Genomic DNA, 15,526 nt, shown 5'->3' with positions numbered 1-15,526 from the left:
CCCCCCCCCCCCCCCCCCCCCCCCCCCCCCCCCCCGCTGCGCTGTTTCTTCGCCCCAAACCTGGCAGCGGCAAGCAGCAATCCATAGCAGGTTGCGTTTCCATACGCGGAAGCTGCGTTGGTGCCGTCGGTCAGGGCATGGCGTGTCGGCGCGATGCGCCGCCGGGCTTTCGGGCTGCGCCCCGTGCCGTCGTTGTCGTCACGGCCATTCGGCTTCAATCCCTCACGCCTTCGCGCCTGCGGCGCTGCGCGCTTTGCTTGCCTCCAGGGGAAAGCCCTGCGGGCTATCCCCGCCGCGCTGCGCTTGGCACCCCTTGAGCGCCGCCGAACCGGCCTGCGCCGGATCGGCCGGGCCGGCGCCTACGGCTGGGCCGCTGCTGCTGCGAGCTGGCTTTCAGCCTCGCTCATCAGCACCGCCGTGCTGCATTCGAGCGCGCTGGCGATCTTGAAGATAAGCGCCAGCGTGGGCATGTGTTCGCCGCGCTCGACCTTGCCCATGTGCGAACGCTCGATGCCGGCCAGGTGTGCCAGCGATTCCTGCGCGATCCCTCGTTCCGTCCGTAGCGCGCGCACCGCCGCGCCGAAGGCTTGCGCCAGTTCGGCATCGAAGGTGGTGGCACCGGCCGGGCGGCCAGGTTGGACGGAGCGCTTCTGCATGGACAGAAGCGTCAAATCGCAGGACAATTAAAACCACGTTATCTTTAACTCATTGCCAAAAAATCGCTGTTCCGTGCTTTTACGGAAATCCGCATTTACGGATTTCCACAGAACCGGGGAATCGCATCCGTGTCTTTCCGGCTTCCTGCAATTGCGCTTCCGCGCTTGCGTTCTTCTACGGATGCGATGGCTTGTGCATCCGTGCTTCCACACGCATGCACGGTTCCGTGGGGGTTCTGCCCATGACCTTGCCGCTTGTCACCGCTGATGAACGCGCCCGGCTGCTGGCCCACGGCGCGGCGCTCGCCGCTGGTCAGCGCCTCGACCCGCTGCCGGTGGTGCGCCTGTTCACCCCTGACGCGCATGTGACCTGGCTGCTGGTGTCGCTCGACCCCGCCGATGGCGATACGGCCTATGGCCTGATCGACCTCGGCATCGGCATGCCCTCGCTGGGGACGGTCAGGCTGTCCGACCTGGCCGGCATCGTCGGGCCGCGCAAGCTGCCGTTGCAGCGGGATCGGTATTTCCAGGCGGTGCGCCCGCTGTCGGAGTACGTCCGGCTGGCGCAGGAGAACGACGCGATCACGGACTGATGAACGCCAGCGCGGCCCGGCCAGCCGGGGCGCACTGTGACTATTTCAGTCTTGGTCAAGACCGGGTAGGTCTGAATCGGCATTGATGCACCGAAGCGATGCCAGTCTGATGCAAACAGTCCTGATCTTTGGCGCGGGCTGCGGCACGGTATCCGGTGCCGCGCACCATTTCCGGGTGGCGCAGCCGTCGCATTCAGACGATTTCCCCAACACGCCGGAGCCAAACGGTCTTGACACCGACAGTTACAGCTTAACCGTTTTTGATGATGACCTGATGGCATTTCGATAGCTCCCGCATCGCGGAAATCGTGGCGACGCATCCCAAGCACAGGGAGCTTTCGCCATGACTGATCGCAGCGCCGACCACTGGTATCCGACAGCCGCCTATCTCTACGTCCTGCACCTCGATGGCCCCGCGCTGGCCTGGGAATACCTGCGCAGGAATCCCGACTACCGCCGCGACTGGCTGCGCCGTCGCCGCCGACCGGACGCGGCGCAGGCTTGGAGCCTGCGCCTGTTGGAAAACCCAGCCCTGGATGCGCGCGAAGCGCATCCGGCCTGGTTCCCTGACCACGATGCCGTGGTGCAGCTCTATCCCGACGCCGACCCGCCACCCGAAGCCCATGCCTTCGAGTTCTGGCGCGTTCCTGGCCGCAAGCAACTGATCCACGATGGCAAGCGCCTGGTGCTGGTGGCGCATTGGCCCGGCTGCTGCCTGCGGCTCGCGCTCGCGCCGGGCCTGGAGGACGGTGTGGCCTACCTCTACGCCACTCGTGCCTGCGCCACGCCCTGCACGCGCTATCGCACGCTCGCGGCGGAACTCGACGCCCTGGCTGCCGCCACGGTTGCCGCGCCTGCGGCGGCGGCCCGTTCGCGGCCCACGCCTGCCGCACTGCTGGAGCTGCACACCTTGCAGGCGCTCGACGCGACCCTGGCGGGCGCGTCCTTGCGCGAAGTGGCCGAAGGGCTGTTCGGCGCCGATACCGTCGCGGGCGACTGGCACAAGGACGGCGCCTTGCGCGCCCGCGTGCGTCGGCTGGTGCGCCGTGGCGATGCGCTGATGCGCGGCGGCTATCGCCGCCTGGCACAGCTTCCGCCACTGCCGTTGCAGTAGGGGGGACGTTTCGCAGCCCCTGCAATTCGTCCCTTAGCAAGAAGCCTCGCTTTCTTGAAAGTGCCTTCATCCGGCTGCGTGGTGTGGCCGGGCTTGATGGAGGTTCATCCCATGCGACCAGCTCCCTTGCGGCCTGCCGCCACTGTCTCGACCGCTGCCGCGCAGCCGCAGCGTTACCTCACCAACGACGAAGCCGCCGAGTACCTGCGCTTGTCGCCGCGCACGCTGGAAAAGCAGCGCGTGATCGGCGGCGGCCCGCGCTTTCGCAAGTTCGGCCGGCGCGTCATGTACGCCGTGGCCGACCTCGACGCCTGGGCGGCCGACCGCAGCTTCGAGACGACTTCCGATCCCGAGTACGCCGAGCACCACTCGGCGGACAGCCGTGCGCGCTGATCGCTGGCGCGCGCCAGGCCACAGCCATGTCCATCTCCGCGCTGCCATTCCGGCAGCGGCCCCCGCAAGAACGCGAACAGCTCGACCTGTTCCGCGCCTTGCCGGGCGACATGGCACCGCGCGACAGCCAGGACTTGATGGCCTATCCGTTCTTCTCGCTCGCCAAGTCCAAGCGGGTCAAGCCCATCGACTTCCGGGCGGGCAACGTCACGATCCGCGTGGAAGGCACGCAGGAGCATGGCATCGCCACGATTTGGGATGCCGACGTGCTGATTTGGGCGGCCTCGCAGATCGTGGAGGCGAAGGATGCGGGCCTGCGGCCATCACGGCTGATCCGCGCGACGCCCTACGAGATCCTGCGCTTCGTCGGGCGCGGCAAGTCGCTGCGCGACTACCAGCGCCTCAAAGCGGCCTTGGATCGCCTGCAATCGACCACGGTGGCCACGTCCATCCGCGAGACAACCGGGCGGCGTTTGCACCGCTTCTCGTGGATCAACGAATGGAAGGAACTGGCCGATGCCAGCGGCACGCCGTTGGGCATCGAGCTGATCTTGCCGGACTGGTTCTATACGGGCGTGCTGAATGCGGCCCTGGTGCTGACCATCGACCCGGCGTATTTCCGGCTGACCGGCGGCATCGAGCGGTGGCTGTACCGCCTGGTGCGCAAGCACGGCGGCAAGCAGGCATACGGCTGGCAATTCGACTTCCGCTACCTGCACCAGAAATCCGGCAGCACCGCCAAGCCCTACGACTTCGCCTGCGACTTGCGCGCGCTCGTCGCGCGGCAGTCGCTGCCCGGCTACGTCCTGGGCATCGAGCGGATGCCGGACAGCGGCGCCGAGCTGCTGACCTTCCGGCCCGTGCCGCATACGGCACGGGGATAACTCCGGGAGAGCCTGTGAATAGTGTCGTGCTATCAGGCGTGCGGGGTATCGTGCTATCAGGCGTGGGACTATCGTGCTATCAGGCGTGCCAATCGGCCGCAAACCCGCGCCAGCACTGGGTTTGCGCGCCCTCTAACTTCCCTAACTTAATTTCTCTAACTTGTAGTAGGGAAACGCCGCTGCGGTGGACAACCGCCACGCGGCCACCAACGCAGCAGGAACAGCCAGGCTTTCCAACACGAAGGGCCAGGCCATGATCGTCGCGCTGCTCAACCAGAAAGGCGGCGTGGGCAAGACCACGCTCGCCACCCACATTGCCGGCGAACTGGCAATGCGCGGCCAGCACGTCGTGCTGCTGGACGCCGACCCGCAGGGGTCATCGCTCGACTGGACACAGCGCAGAAGCCAGCAAGGCTTGCCACGGCTTTTCAGCGCCGTGGGCCTCGCACGCGAAACGCTGCATCAGGAAGCCCCGGAGCTGGCACGCCGCGCCGATCACGTTGTCATCGACGGCCCGCCGCGCATCGCCGCCTTGGCGCGCTCCGCGCTGCTGGCGGCCGAGCGCGTGCTGATCCCGGTGCAGCCCAGCCCCTACGACCTGTGGGCCAGCGCCGAGATGGTGGCGCTGATCCGCGAGGCGCAAGTCTTTCGGCCTGCGCTGCGCGCGGCCTTCGTCATCAACCGGCGTGTCAGTACCACCGTGATCGGGCGCGAAGCGCGCCAGGCGCTCGCCGATCAGCCGCTTCCTGCGCTGCGCGCGGAAGTGCATCAGCGCATCGTGTTCGCCGACAGCGTGGCCGCTGGCCGGCTTGCACGCGAGACGGCGCCGGACAGCGCCGCCGCGCGCGAAATCACCGCGCTCGTGGACGAACTGCTGCGGTGGACGACATGACCGCGAAGCCACCACCGAACAGCAAGCGCGCAGCAAAGCGCGTCGGCATCGGCGCGCGTCCACCTGCGAATCCGCACGCCGAGGCGTGGATTCGCCAGGGCGACGCCGACGCGCTGGGCAAGGGCGACCTCTACACGGCCCGCCTCACCCTCGACATCACGCCCGCCATGCGGGCGCGCATCAAGGTCTCTGCCTTCACGCAAGGCGTGACCGTGGCCGACCTGCTGCGCGGCCTGCTGGAACGGGAGTTTCCCGAGAACCGCAGGGAGAACACACCATGACTGCATCCACTGCACTAGCCGCCGCGCCTGCCGCTGTCGCGGCCACGGCCACGGCTGCGCCACAGCCATCATTCATCGCACCTTCCGGCCAGCCAGCCAGCGCGCCGCTGACGCGCGTGGCGCTGGCCTACATCGAGGCCCGTTTCAAGCTCTACCTGCGCTTCGGCGAACCCGCGTGCACGCACCAGCTCGACCGCTGGCGGCGCAGCGCGGTGTTCCTGCCGGGCGCGGTGTTCTGCCGCATCCGCTGGCAGGCCAACGACTACGGCACCGTGCGCTGGCAGCTCATGGTGATGCAAGCCTGCACGCCGCTGGACGCGGCGCAGCGCATCCCCGGCGTACAGCCGGGCGCGCGCCTGCTGCTGCACGCCGAGGGCGACGGGCAAGTGCGCGCCGTGCTGGAACGCATCGACGCCATCGAGGCGCTGGGCATCGCGCCCATCGCCGTCTCGCCTGCGTACTGGCGCACGCTCGCCAACCGGCTCGCCGCGCGCCTGCCGCTGCCCGAGTACACCGCCGAGCGGCACGCCGCCTGGTTAGCCGGGAGGGTGCTGCCATGACCGCCGTTTCCACTGGCGCCAACACCACTGGAAAGGCACCGCGTCCTCGCTCGCGCCTGCGCGCTCGCATCGTGCTCGCGGGCTTCGCCGCCTGCGGCCTCGCTGCGCTCGCCTGGGCGTCCTTCGTGCATCCGATGCCGCGCCTGATCTACAACCCGTCCGACAGCGTTCCGGTGGGCTGGTATCGCATCGCACCACCCGATGCGCCGCGCGTCGGCTCCATCGTGCTGACCACGCTGCCGCCAGACGCCGCCGCGCTGGCCGCGCAGCGCGGCTACCTGCCGGCGCGCGTGCCGTTGCTCAAGCGCGTGGGTGCCGTCGCGCCGCAGGAGGTGTGCATCGCTGGCGGCATCGTCCGCATCGACGGCGTGCCTTTGGCCGCCGCGCTGCTCGCCGACCGCTGGGGCCGCCCGCTGCCATCCTGGCAGCAGTGCCGCCGCCTTGAACCCGGCGAGCTTTTCCTGTTGAGCGTGACCAACCCGTCGTCGTTCGACAGCCGGTATTTCGGGCCGGTTGCCGCATCCGCCGTGATCGGCGTCGCGCACCCGGTCTGGCTGGAGAAGCGCCCATGATCGCCGCCGATTCGCTGCGCATCATCGTGCTATCAGGCGTGTCGATCCCGTGGTGTTCCGCGTGTCATCGCGCGTGCAGTGCGAGCGCATCCGCGCCGCGCTTCGCGCCGCCTTCCCATGTGCAGGCGTCTTGCCTCGAACGCTGCCGGCCTGCGGCCGTCGCCGCGTTCGCCGGCGCGCTGGCTGCTCGCGCAGCAGCGCCGCCGGGCCGCCGCTGCCCGGAGCGTCAGCGAGGGGCAAAGGCGGAAGGCAAGACAAAAGGACGCGGCACCGGGCCGCGTCGAAAGCCTGTCTGCACATGGGGGTGGCGCGGCACGCAGCGGCTTCGCCGCCGTGCCGCGTGGGGCGCGAAGCCCGCGCCAATCCAGGCATGTCCGCGTGCTTCGCACGACCGGACACGCTGGCGCTTGCAGGGAGCACAGCCATGACCGACCGCCGCGATGACGATTTCCGCATCCGCCCCAGCGCCCCGAAGAACCGGGGCCAGGGCTTCATCTCCAAGGTGCTCAAGCAGGCGGGCAAGGCCAGCAGCGGCAAGTCCTCGGTGCGCCGTCCCGCAGCCAGCGGCAGCGGCGCACGCGCTGGCCAGCGCCCCGGCTCGCGCCTGGGACGCGGCCACACGGCGGCGCGCTTCGCGGGCGCGAAGCTGACGCCCATGTCGCGGCGCGTGACCATCAAGACGCTGCTGGTCAACCAGCGCCAGGCCAGCCCGCAGTCGCTCGCCAAGCACCTGCGCTACATCGAGCGCGATGGCGTGGGCCGCGATGGCGAGCCGGGCCAAGCCTACGGGACGCAGACCGACGAAGCCGACCTCGATGCGTTCAAGGAACGCTGCGCCGACGATCGGCACCATTTTCGCTTCATCCTCTCGCCCGAGGATGGCGAGGAGCTGGAAGACCTGCGCACCTACACCCGGCACCTGATGGGCCGCATGGAGGCCGACCTGGGCACGCGCCTGGATTGGGTGGCGGTGGATCACTGGAACACCGATAACCCGCACACTCACCTGATCGTGCGCGGGCGTGACGACACCGGCAAAGACCTCATCATCGCCGGCGACTACATCGCGCACGGCTTTCGCCATCGCGCCGCCGAGCTGGCGACCGAATGGCTGGGGCCGCGCACCGAGTTGGAGATACAGCAGACCTTGCAGCGCGAGGTAGAGCAAGAGCGGTGGACGAGCTTGGATCGCACCCTGCAACGCGAGGCCGGCGAGGACGGCCGAGTGCAGATCGAACGCTTCAACGAACCGAAGCTGCAACGCCAACGCCTGCTATTGGTCGGCCGACTGCAACGCTTGCAGCGCATGGGCCTGGCCGACGAAATGCAGCCCGGAACCTGGGCCATTCATACAGATGCAGAGAAGACCTTGCGCGCCCTGGGCGAGCGCGGCGACATCATCCGCACGATGCAGCGGGCCATGCGCGGCGAGCTGCGCGAGCTGGCGGTGTTCGAGCCGAGCGACGATGGCCGTACCGTCATCGGCCGCGTGGCCGCGAAGGGGCTGGCCGACGAGCTGCGTGATCGGGGCTATCTGGTCATCGACGGGGTGGACGGCAAGGCCCACTACGTCGCGCTCAACGTCCGCGACGAGCTGGCGAACTACCAGACCGGCGCCGTGGTGGAGGTGAAGGGATCGGCCGACGTGCGCGCGGCCGACCGCAACATCGCTGCGCTGGCGAGCGATGGCCTGTACCGCACCGATCACCACCTCGCCATCGCGCAAGGTCAGGCCGTTCCCGGCCGAGATCCGCAGGAAGTCGTCGCGGCCCACGTCCGCCGGCTCGAAGCCCTGCGTCGGGCCGGCATCGTGGAGCGCGTGGCTGAGGGGCTATGGAAAGTGCCGGACAACCTGGCCGAGCGCGGTCGCCTGTACGACGCACAGCGCCTCGGCGGCGTGGCTGTGGAGCTGAAATCGCACCTGCCCATCGAGCGGCAGGCCCGCGTGATCGGCGCGACCTGGCTGGATCAGCAGTTGATCGGCGGCGGCAAGGGCCTGGGCGAGCTGGGCTTCGGCGGCGAAGCCCGACAGGCGCTGCAACAGCGCGCCGACTTCCTCGCCGAACAGGGATTGGCCGAGAAGCGCGGCCCGCGCGTGATCCTGGCGCGCAATCTGCTGGCGACTCTGCGCAATCGGGAACTGGCCCAGGCCGCAAAGGACATTGCCACGGAAACCGGGTTGGAGCATCGCCCCGTAGGCGACGGGCAGCGCGTGGCCGGCATCTACCGGCGCAACGTCATGCTCGCCAGCGGGCGCTACGCGATGCTCGATGACGGCAAGGGGTTCAGCCTGGTGCCGTGGAAGCCAGTGATCGAGCAACGGCTGGGGCAGCAGATTGCAGCGACTGTGCGCGGCGGCAGTGTTTCATGGGAGATCGGGCGACAACGAGGGCAATCCTTGAGCTGACAGTCGCATCCCTGCGGTAGACGAAGCACGCGCCGCCCACACTCACGTCTCGCTAGCCCTGCGTCGCTTCGAGGGTGATTTGCGCCCCTTCGGCGTACTCTCAGCATATTCCCGGCCAATCGCCTCCAGCCCTGCAAGAGCGAACTTGTGCAGGTGTGACGTCAGTTCTTGCCTTGGCATCCGTAGCACCTGCTGCGGGGGGCCTGGTAGTCCGCCGTTGCCTGCGACCAGCAGCATCAAGCAGGGAGCCGCAATGCTGATCATGCAGCGAAGCAATGCTGGGTCGCTTTCAGGAATGCCAGTGACCTCGCCGATGACGCGCCTGATGAAGGTGAACTTCGGTTCCAGATCCTCTTGGTATAGAACCTGAAGATTCGACGACGGCGCTAGCAACTCGCGTGCAAAGAGCCGTGCGTGCCAGCCGTCGTTTCCTATCGTGGCTTCGGTCAGTCTGTCGATGCACCATTTCAGCTTCTCACGCGCGGGCAGCGCGCCTTCGACGACTTGTTGCAGATCGTCGAAGCTGATGATCCGCCGGTGACCTTCGACAAGAACGGCCTGATAGAGGCCGCGGCGACTGCCAAAGTGATAGTTGATCGAAGCGAGGTCCACGCCGGCTTTCGCAGCGATGGCTTTGCTGGTGGTTTCAGCGTACCCGGTGGCCGCGAACAACGATCCTGCGGCTTCCATGATGCGGGTACGGGTCAGCTCGCCATCGGTACGGGGGCTGCGGCGCGGTTTGGTCATAGCTAGTTCTGTGACCGGGGTGGGCGGGCTGATTGTGCTTGAACTGAACTTTAAATTCAATTTAACTTTAGTGTATGCTCGCGCTCATACCAAGCGGGCGCAGGCCAGCGCGCCCTTACACGCCCCCTTTCGAGAGACACCATGTTTACGAAACGGCTGGTTCCACCCGACGGCAGCGCCATTGCCGACTTGGCCTTGGGTCGCCCTGGCGCTCCGGCGCGTGCTGGCCGTCGGCACCTCGCCTCACGCATGGCCGCTGTCGCCGCGTTGCTCGGATTGCTGTGCGTAGTGCCCAGTAGGGTGGCACAGGCGCAGTCGTGCCCTGACGGGAAGACACCTCTGTTGTCGTCCGGGACGATCAACCTGCGCATTGACAACGATCTGTTCGGAAGGCTGGGCCAGGATCAAGGCTACTCGAACGGCTTTTTGGTCAGTTGGGTATCGCCCAACCTGGTCGATTACTCCCATGATCCGTGTCTGCCATTCCTCGCCCGCCGGCTGAACCAACGCTTGGCCTGGCTACAGCCGGACGGGTTCGACGAGCAGAACATGACGATCGGGATCGGGCAGATGATGTATACCCCGACCGACAAGGTGCCTTCTCACCTCATCGAGGATGATCGTCCATTCGCCGGCGCGTTGATGCTGAGTTTTGGCTACAACGCCCGTCGCGGCGATTCTCTGCGTACTTCGCAAATCCGCGTTGGCGTCGTCGGGCCTGCTTCGCGGGCCGAGCAGGTGCAGAACTGGTGGCATGGTGTCATCGGCGTGGATCGCTTCAACGGCTGGGATCACCAGTTGCGTGATGAGCCAGTCGTGCAGTTGATCCATGAGCGCCGCAAGCGCGTAGCGCGGCACGTAGGCACAAGTGGCTGGGGTTGGGACTACACGCGCCACTGGGGCATGAGCCTGGGAAATTTTGCGACCTATGCCAATGCCGGCGGCGAGTTGCGCTTCGGCCTGCGCCTCCCGGATGATTTCGGCACCGCGCCGCTGCGGCCGGCTGGCGAGAACACCGCGCCGGTGAAGGTGGCCGCCGGCCAACCCTGGAACTGGCACTTGTTCGTGGCCGCAGACGCCCGCTGGGTACTGCACGACATCACACTCGACGGCAACACCTTCAAGTCCAGCCACAGCGTCGATAAGCGCCCGTTCGTGGCCGACCTCGGCTATGGCGCTGCGATCTACCGCGGCCACTGGCGATTCGCATTCGCGCGCTACTTCCGCACGCGCGAATTCCACGGCCAGAAGGAAACCCCGGTCTACGGCACGTTGACCATCGGCAGGCGATTCTGACCACGGATGGCGGGCGCCTGCGGATGTGCTTGCGCCTAAACATTAAATTGCATTTAATCTTAGAGTATGCTCACAGCCCGAGTTGCCACTAAGCCCACGGAACACCGTCCATGAAGAAGCCTCTCATCCTCCTTGCAGCCATCGCGGCAGTGGTTCTCGTAGCCTGGGCCTGGTGGCATTTCAGCCACCGTGATGGCGACGGCGCGCTGGTGCTGTACGGCAACGTGGACATTCGGCAGATTTCGCTGGCGTTCGACGGCAGCGGCCGGGTGGCGGAACTGCACGCCGAGGAAGGCGACCGCGTAACGTCGGGAACTGTGCTGGGTGTGCTGGATACCCGCACGCTGGCGTTGCAGGCCGAGCAAGCGCAAGCACAGATCGGCGTCCAGCAGCAGACGCTCCTGCGCCTGCGCAACGGCTCACGGCCGCAGGAGGTCGCGCAAGCCCGCAGCCGTGTGACCGCAGCACAGGCTGACGCCTCGCAAGCCGAACAAGACCTCAAGCGCCTGCAAGGCATTGCGGCCAATACCCAAGGGCGCGCCGTGAGCGCGCAGGATCTGGACCGCGCCCGAAGCCATCTACAGGTCGCGCAGGCGAAGGTCGCGGAGCAACGCGAAGCATTGCGCTTGACCGAACTTGGACCGCGTGCGGAAGACGTGGCGGGGGCGGAGGCACAGCTCAAGGCGGCGCAGGCGCAACTGGCCTTGTTGCAGCACCAGATCGCCCAGGGCGAACTCAAGGCGCCCGCCGACGCGATCGTGCGTTCGCGGCTTCTTGAGCCGGGCGACATGGCCACGCCCCAGCGGCCGGTTTTCGCCTTGGCGTTGACGCAGCCGAAGTGGGTTCGCGTCTATGTCGGCGAACCCGACCTGGGCCGGGTCAGGCCCGGCATGGAGGCCCGCGTCGTCACTGATGGCCGCCCCGGCCAGTCCATCACTGGCAAGGTCGGCTACATCTCATCGGTTGCCGAGTTCACGCCCAAGTCGGTCCAGACCGAGGAACTGCGCACCAGCCTGGTTTACGAGGTACGGGTGCTGGTCGATGACCCGCAGGACGTGCTGCGCCTTGGACAGCCGGCAACCGTTCACCTGACGACCGGCACCGCGCAATGAACGACAGCGACACAACGGTCATTGCCGAGGGCCTGCGCAAGACCTTCGAGGCGCCGGGCGGCGGCCCGTTGCTTGCGGTGAACGATGTGTCGATGACGATACGCGCGGGCGAGCTGACCGCCCTCGTCGGGCCGGACGGCGCAGGCAAGACAACCTTGCTGCGCATGATGGCCGGGCTGCTTAAGCCCGACGCCGGGCGCCTTGAGGTGCTGGGCATCGACGTGGCGGCCAATCCGCAGGCGGTGCAAGACCGCATCGGCTACATGCCACAGCGCTTCGGGCTGTACGAAGACCTGAGCGTGCAGGAAAACCTGGACTTGTACGCCGACCTGCACGGGGTGCCGCCTGCCGAGCGCAGCAGACGCTTCGCCCGGATGCTGGAGATGACCGACCTCGTGCGCTTCACCGCACGCCCGGCCGGCAAGCTGTCCGGCGGCATGAAACAGAAGCTGGGCCTGGCCTGCACGCTGGTGCGCTCACCCGATCTGCTGCTGCTCGACGAACCCAGCGTCGGTGTCGATCCGCTGTCGCGGCGCGACCTGTGGAAGATCGTGCAGCAATTGGTCGATGACGAGAACCTGAGCGTGATCGTCAGCACCGCGTACATGGACGAGGCCGAGCGATGCGCGCAGGTGTTCGTGATGAACGCGGGCCGGTTGCTGGACGAAGGCACGCCGGCCGCGTTGAGTGAGCGCGCTCGCGGCTTGACCTTCACCACGTCGCCTCCAGCGGGGATGCCTGCCCGCGATCTACAGGCGCGATTGATCGACGCCACCGAACTGATCGTCGATGCGGTTCCCCAGGGCGGCGCGGTTGACTTCATCCGCCAACCGCAGGCCACCACCGACGAGGTGAACAAGCTGCTTGGCGATGCCGGCTGCGAGCCACGCCCGGCGGAACTCGAAGACGCTTTCATGATGATGCTGCGCAAGCAGCAGCAGGACGAGGGCCAGGCGCCGGAACTGCGAGCAGCGTCGCACGCGCAGGTCATGAATGGCGATGCCGATGGGCCGGTGATCGTGGTCCGCGATCTGGTACGCAAGTTCGGCGACTTCACCGCCGTTGCCAGCACATCGTTCGAGGTGAGCCGCGGCGAGATATTCGGTTTGCTCGGCCCCAATGGCGCGGGCAAGACCACGACATTCCGCATGTTGTGCGGGTTGCTGCCAGCCACCAGCGGCCATCTGGAGGTCGCTGGACTCAACCTGCGCACGGCGCGCGCGCAGGCGCGTGGGCGCATCGGCTACGTGGCGCAGAAATTCGCGCTGTACGGCAACTTGACCGTGCGCGAGAACTTGGAGTTCTTCGGTGGCGCCTACGGGCTGCGCGGACAGGTGCTGCGCGAGCGCGTTAACGGCACTATCGAGGAATTCGGGCTGGAACCGATGGCGGTCAGCGGCCTGCTCCCCGGCGGCTACAAGCAACGCCTGGCAATGGCCGCTGGCCTGCTGCACCAGCCGGAAATCCTGTTCCTCGACGAACCGACCAGCGGCATCGACCCGCTGGCACGGCGTGCCTTCTGGCGGACGATCACCGCGCTGGCGCAGAGTGGCGTCACTGTCATCGTCACCACCCACTTCATGGAGGAAGCGGAATACTGCGACCGCATCGCTATCCAGGACGCCGGGAAGATGCTGGCACTGGGCACGCCGCAGGAGGTCCGCGAACAGGCCGGGGGCGACGGCAGCACTGACATGAACAGTGCGTTCATCGCCATCGTTGAACGCGGTCGCACCGAAAGCCAGCGCGCGATAGTGGGAGCCGCTGCATGAATACCTCGGGATTCATCAGGCGATTCTCCGCGCTGCTGCGCAAGGAAGTGCGCCAGATGCTGCGCGACAGGAGCACGCTGGCGGTCGGCCTGATGCTGCCGGCTGTGCTGATCCTGCTGTTCGGCTATGGCCTGTCATTCGACGTGAAAAACGCGCCGGTGGCCGTAGTGCTGGAGGACAGTTCGCCGTCCGCGCGCGAGGTGCTTGCCGGCCTGGAGGGATCGCCCTATCTGGCGCCCGTGTGGACGACCAATATGACGGAGGCCGAGCGCCGGATGCGCGACGGGGAAGTGCGCGCCATCGTGCGGGTTCCGGCGGACTTCTCGCGCAGACTAGCAGCGGGGCAAGCCCAGGTGCAGTTGCTGCTGAACGGTGTCGATTCCAACACGGCCGCTGCCGTTGACGGCTATGTCGGTGGAGCCATCGCAACCTGGGCGCAACAGAAGGCCGACCGCGCTGGCAGCAAATCCGGTGCCGGTGGCGTGGAGCTGGTGCAGCGCATGTGGTTCAACGAAGCCTCAACCAGCACCTGGTATCTGGTGCCGGGCTTGATTGCGCTGGTAATGACGCTGATCGGCGCCTTCCTGACTTCGCTGCTGATCGCGCGCGAGTGGGAACGCGGCACGCTGGAATCGCTGTTTGTCACGCCGGTACGGCCGCTGGAAATCGTGCTGGCCAAGCTCGCGCCCTACCTGTTGGTCGGTGCCATTGACCTGGCGCTGTGCCTGCTCGCGGCCAAGTTCCTGTTCCACGTGCCGATGCGCGGGTCGCTGTGGGTGATCGTGTTTGCCTCGCTCTTGTACCTGACGGTATCGCTGCTGCTGGGCCTGTTCATCTCCGGCAAGACGCGCAACCAGTTCCAGGCGAGTCAGGTAGCCCTGCTGGTCAGCTTCATGCCGGCATTGATGCTGTCGGGTTTCATCTTCGACTTGCGCAACGTGCCCGTGGTGGTTCAGGCGGTCAGCCAGCTACTACCGGCAACGCACTTCGTCGGGCTGATCAAAACGCTGTTTCTGGCCGGTGACAACTGGCCGATGATTCTGCGCGACTGCGCGATTCTGAGCCTTTACGCGCTCGTGCTGACCGGCGCCGTGCGCCGCACGTTGCGCAAGACGCTGGACTGACGCCATGCACGCATTTCTCACTCAACTGGCGTCGATCGGCTTCCTCTGCCGCAAGGAGTTTCTGGCGCTGTTCAAGGAGCGGTCCAGCCGGGCAATTCTGTTCGTACCCGTTCTGATGCAAGCCCTGCTGTACGGCTACGGCGCGACCTACGATCTCAGCTATGCACCCTATGCGGTGCTGGACCAGAGCCGGGGCGCGGCCTCGACCGAGTTGCTGGCGCGTGTGGATGGCACCGGCGTGTTCAAGCGCGAAGCCTCGCTGAATACGCCGCAGCAGATCGCTCAAGTCGTCGATCGGGGCCATGTGCTGCTGGTGCTGCACTTCCCCGCAGACTTCGACGCCCGGCTGGCTGGTGGTCAGCAAGCTCCGTTGCAGATGATCCTTGACGGCCGCAATTCCACGACCGCCGGGGCGGCGGCAGCCCAGGTCAGTGCCATCGTCGCCGCTTACAACCGATCGCGCACCGGCACGCCTGCGGTCAGCGTGGAGCGACGTGCTTGGTACAACCTCAACCTGGAGTCGCGCTGGAACTTGATGCCGGCACTGATTGCCGCGTTGAGCCTGATCCAGACTTTGCTGCTGTCGTCGCTGTCGGTCGCCCGCGAACGCGAGCAGGGCACCTTCGACCAGTTGCTGGTGACGCCGCTGACGCCCATGCAGATTCTGGTCGGCAAGGCCGTGCCGCCGATGCTCGTGGGCGTGGCGCAAGCGACCATCATTTTGCTGATCATCCGCTTCTGGTTCCAGATACCGATGAACGGCTCCCCGTGGCTGCTCTACCTGGGGCTGGTCGTTTTCACCTGTGCCACCGTGGGACTCGGCCTGTCGATTTCCGCGCTGTCGCTGAACATGCAGCAGGCCATGCTCTACACCTTCCTGCTGATCATGCCGATGATGCTGCTGTCGGGCTTGCTCACGCCGGTGAGCAACATGCCTGAACCCCTACAGATCGTCACCTATGCCAATCCGCTGCGCTTTGGCATGGACCTCGTGCGCCGCGTCTATCTCGAAGGCGCCGGGTTGCGCGAGGTCGCCTTCGACTTCGTTCCCATGCTGGTGATGGCAATCGTCACGCTGCCGCTGGCGGCCTGGCTGTTCCGCAACCGCCTCTCCTGATCCGGG

The 15,526-nt window shown here is 66.7% G+C and carries 17 protein-coding genes and 1 pseudogene; 15 read left to right on the top strand and 3 right to left on the bottom strand.

Translation table 11 applies throughout. The annotated features are described in order from the left end of the window. Together ACEU5R_RS17660 and ACEU5R_RS17655 are read right to left on the bottom strand one after the other, a co-directional pair. Positions 1–218, bottom strand: a pseudogene (locus ACEU5R_RS17660) (hypothetical protein); the annotation flags it as partial. Between the two features lie 141 nt (positions 219–359). Then, positions 360–656 (bottom strand): helix-turn-helix domain-containing protein, encoded by a 297-nt coding sequence (locus ACEU5R_RS17655; RefSeq protein ID WP_023101681.1) that lies wholly within the window; start codon positions 654–656, stop codon positions 360–362. A 242-nt stretch (positions 657–898) separates the two neighbouring features. Between ACEU5R_RS17655 and ACEU5R_RS17650 the strand changes: the two genes are divergently transcribed. The 10 genes from ACEU5R_RS17650 (at position 899) to ACEU5R_RS17605 (ending at position 8,352) form a co-directional block, all read left to right on the top strand. Beyond that, positions 899–1,249 carry a DUF2958 domain-containing protein gene (locus tag ACEU5R_RS17650; RefSeq protein WP_023101680.1) on the top strand — a complete coding sequence of 117 codons (351 nt, stop codon included), beginning with the start codon at positions 899–901 and terminating at the stop codon, positions 1,247–1,249. A gap of 109 nt (positions 1,250–1,358) precedes the next feature. Further along, positions 1,359–1,538, top strand: a complete 180-nt coding sequence (locus tag ACEU5R_RS17645; protein ID WP_071560086.1) for a hypothetical protein — start codon at positions 1,359–1,361, stop codon at positions 1,536–1,538. A gap of 54 nt (positions 1,539–1,592) precedes the next feature. Next, complete coding sequence (locus ACEU5R_RS17640) at positions 1,593–2,363, top strand: DUF7011 domain-containing protein (RefSeq protein WP_023101679.1); 771 nt, start codon at positions 1,593–1,595, stop codon at positions 2,361–2,363. A 111-nt stretch (positions 2,364–2,474) separates the two neighbouring features. Continuing rightward, positions 2,475–2,756 (top strand): AlpA family transcriptional regulator, encoded by a 282-nt coding sequence (locus tag ACEU5R_RS17635; protein WP_003107109.1) that lies wholly within the window; start codon positions 2,475–2,477, stop codon positions 2,754–2,756. A gap of 26 nt (positions 2,757–2,782) precedes the next feature. Next, positions 2,783–3,640 carry a replication initiator protein A gene (locus tag ACEU5R_RS17630; protein WP_023101678.1) on the top strand — a complete coding sequence of 286 codons (858 nt, stop codon included), beginning with the start codon at positions 2,783–2,785 and terminating at the stop codon, positions 3,638–3,640. Between the two features lie 253 nt (positions 3,641–3,893). Beyond that, entirely contained in the window at positions 3,894–4,532 is a 639-nt protein-coding gene (gene parA / locus ACEU5R_RS17625) for a ParA family partition ATPase (protein ID WP_016452353.1), read from the top strand. Further along, entirely contained in the window at positions 4,529–4,813 is a 285-nt protein-coding gene (locus tag ACEU5R_RS17620) for a hypothetical protein (protein ID WP_023101676.1), read from the top strand. The genes parA and ACEU5R_RS17620 overlap by 4 nt, the downstream gene beginning before the upstream one ends. Then, a complete protein-coding gene (locus ACEU5R_RS17615; protein WP_023123541.1) occupies positions 4,810–5,373 on the top strand; it encodes a DUF2840 domain-containing protein in 564 nt (187 codons plus the stop codon). Before ACEU5R_RS17620 ends, ACEU5R_RS17615 begins: the two co-directional genes overlap by 4 nt. After that, a complete protein-coding gene (locus ACEU5R_RS17610) occupies positions 5,370–5,945 on the top strand; it encodes a S26 family signal peptidase (RefSeq protein ID WP_023123540.1) in 576 nt (191 codons plus the stop codon). Before ACEU5R_RS17615 ends, ACEU5R_RS17610 begins: the two co-directional genes overlap by 4 nt. Before the next feature lie 424 nt (positions 5,946–6,369). Continuing rightward, positions 6,370–8,352, top strand: coding sequence for a relaxase/mobilization nuclease and DUF3363 domain-containing protein (locus tag ACEU5R_RS17605; protein WP_031656922.1), 1,983 nt, complete (start codon positions 6,370–6,372; stop codon positions 8,350–8,352). A gap of 42 nt (positions 8,353–8,394) precedes the next feature. Here ACEU5R_RS17605 and ACEU5R_RS17600 read toward each other — a convergent pair whose 3' ends face one another. Further along, positions 8,395–9,099, bottom strand: coding sequence for a TetR/AcrR family transcriptional regulator (locus tag ACEU5R_RS17600; RefSeq protein ID WP_031656921.1), 705 nt, complete (start codon positions 9,097–9,099; stop codon positions 8,395–8,397). Positions 9,100–9,240: 141 nt separating this feature from the next. Between ACEU5R_RS17600 and ACEU5R_RS17595 the strand changes: the two genes are divergently transcribed. The 5 genes from ACEU5R_RS17595 to ACEU5R_RS17575 all read left to right on the top strand — a co-directional run bounded on the left by ACEU5R_RS17595 (position 9,241) and on the right by ACEU5R_RS17575 (position 15,520). After that, positions 9,241–10,395, top strand: coding sequence for a lipid A deacylase LpxR family protein (locus ACEU5R_RS17595; RefSeq protein ID WP_235551445.1), 1,155 nt, complete (start codon positions 9,241–9,243; stop codon positions 10,393–10,395). A gap of 110 nt (positions 10,396–10,505) precedes the next feature. Next, positions 10,506–11,507, top strand: a complete 1,002-nt coding sequence (locus tag ACEU5R_RS17590; protein WP_033475074.1) for an HlyD family efflux transporter periplasmic adaptor subunit — start codon at positions 10,506–10,508, stop codon at positions 11,505–11,507. Then, complete coding sequence (locus ACEU5R_RS17585; RefSeq protein ID WP_128318212.1) at positions 11,504–13,279, top strand: ATP-binding cassette domain-containing protein; 1,776 nt, start codon at positions 11,504–11,506, stop codon at positions 13,277–13,279. Before ACEU5R_RS17590 ends, ACEU5R_RS17585 begins: the two co-directional genes overlap by 4 nt. Continuing rightward, positions 13,276–14,403, top strand: a complete 1,128-nt coding sequence (locus tag ACEU5R_RS17580; RefSeq protein WP_031656918.1) for an ABC transporter permease — start codon at positions 13,276–13,278, stop codon at positions 14,401–14,403. The genes ACEU5R_RS17585 and ACEU5R_RS17580 overlap by 4 nt, the downstream gene beginning before the upstream one ends. A 4-nt stretch (positions 14,404–14,407) precedes the next feature. Beyond that, entirely contained in the window at positions 14,408–15,520 is a 1,113-nt protein-coding gene (locus ACEU5R_RS17575; RefSeq protein ID WP_031656916.1) for an ABC transporter permease, read from the top strand. The last annotated feature ends 6 nt before the right edge of the window (positions 15,521–15,526 follow it).

This window comes from Achromobacter sp. 413638 (assembly GCF_043119405.1).
In the GTDB taxonomy this organism is placed as follows: Bacteria; Pseudomonadota; Gammaproteobacteria; order Burkholderiales; family Burkholderiaceae_B; genus Achromobacter.
The sequence above is the reverse complement of the archived record's forward strand: the minus strand, read 5'-3'. Positions and strand labels throughout refer to the sequence as shown.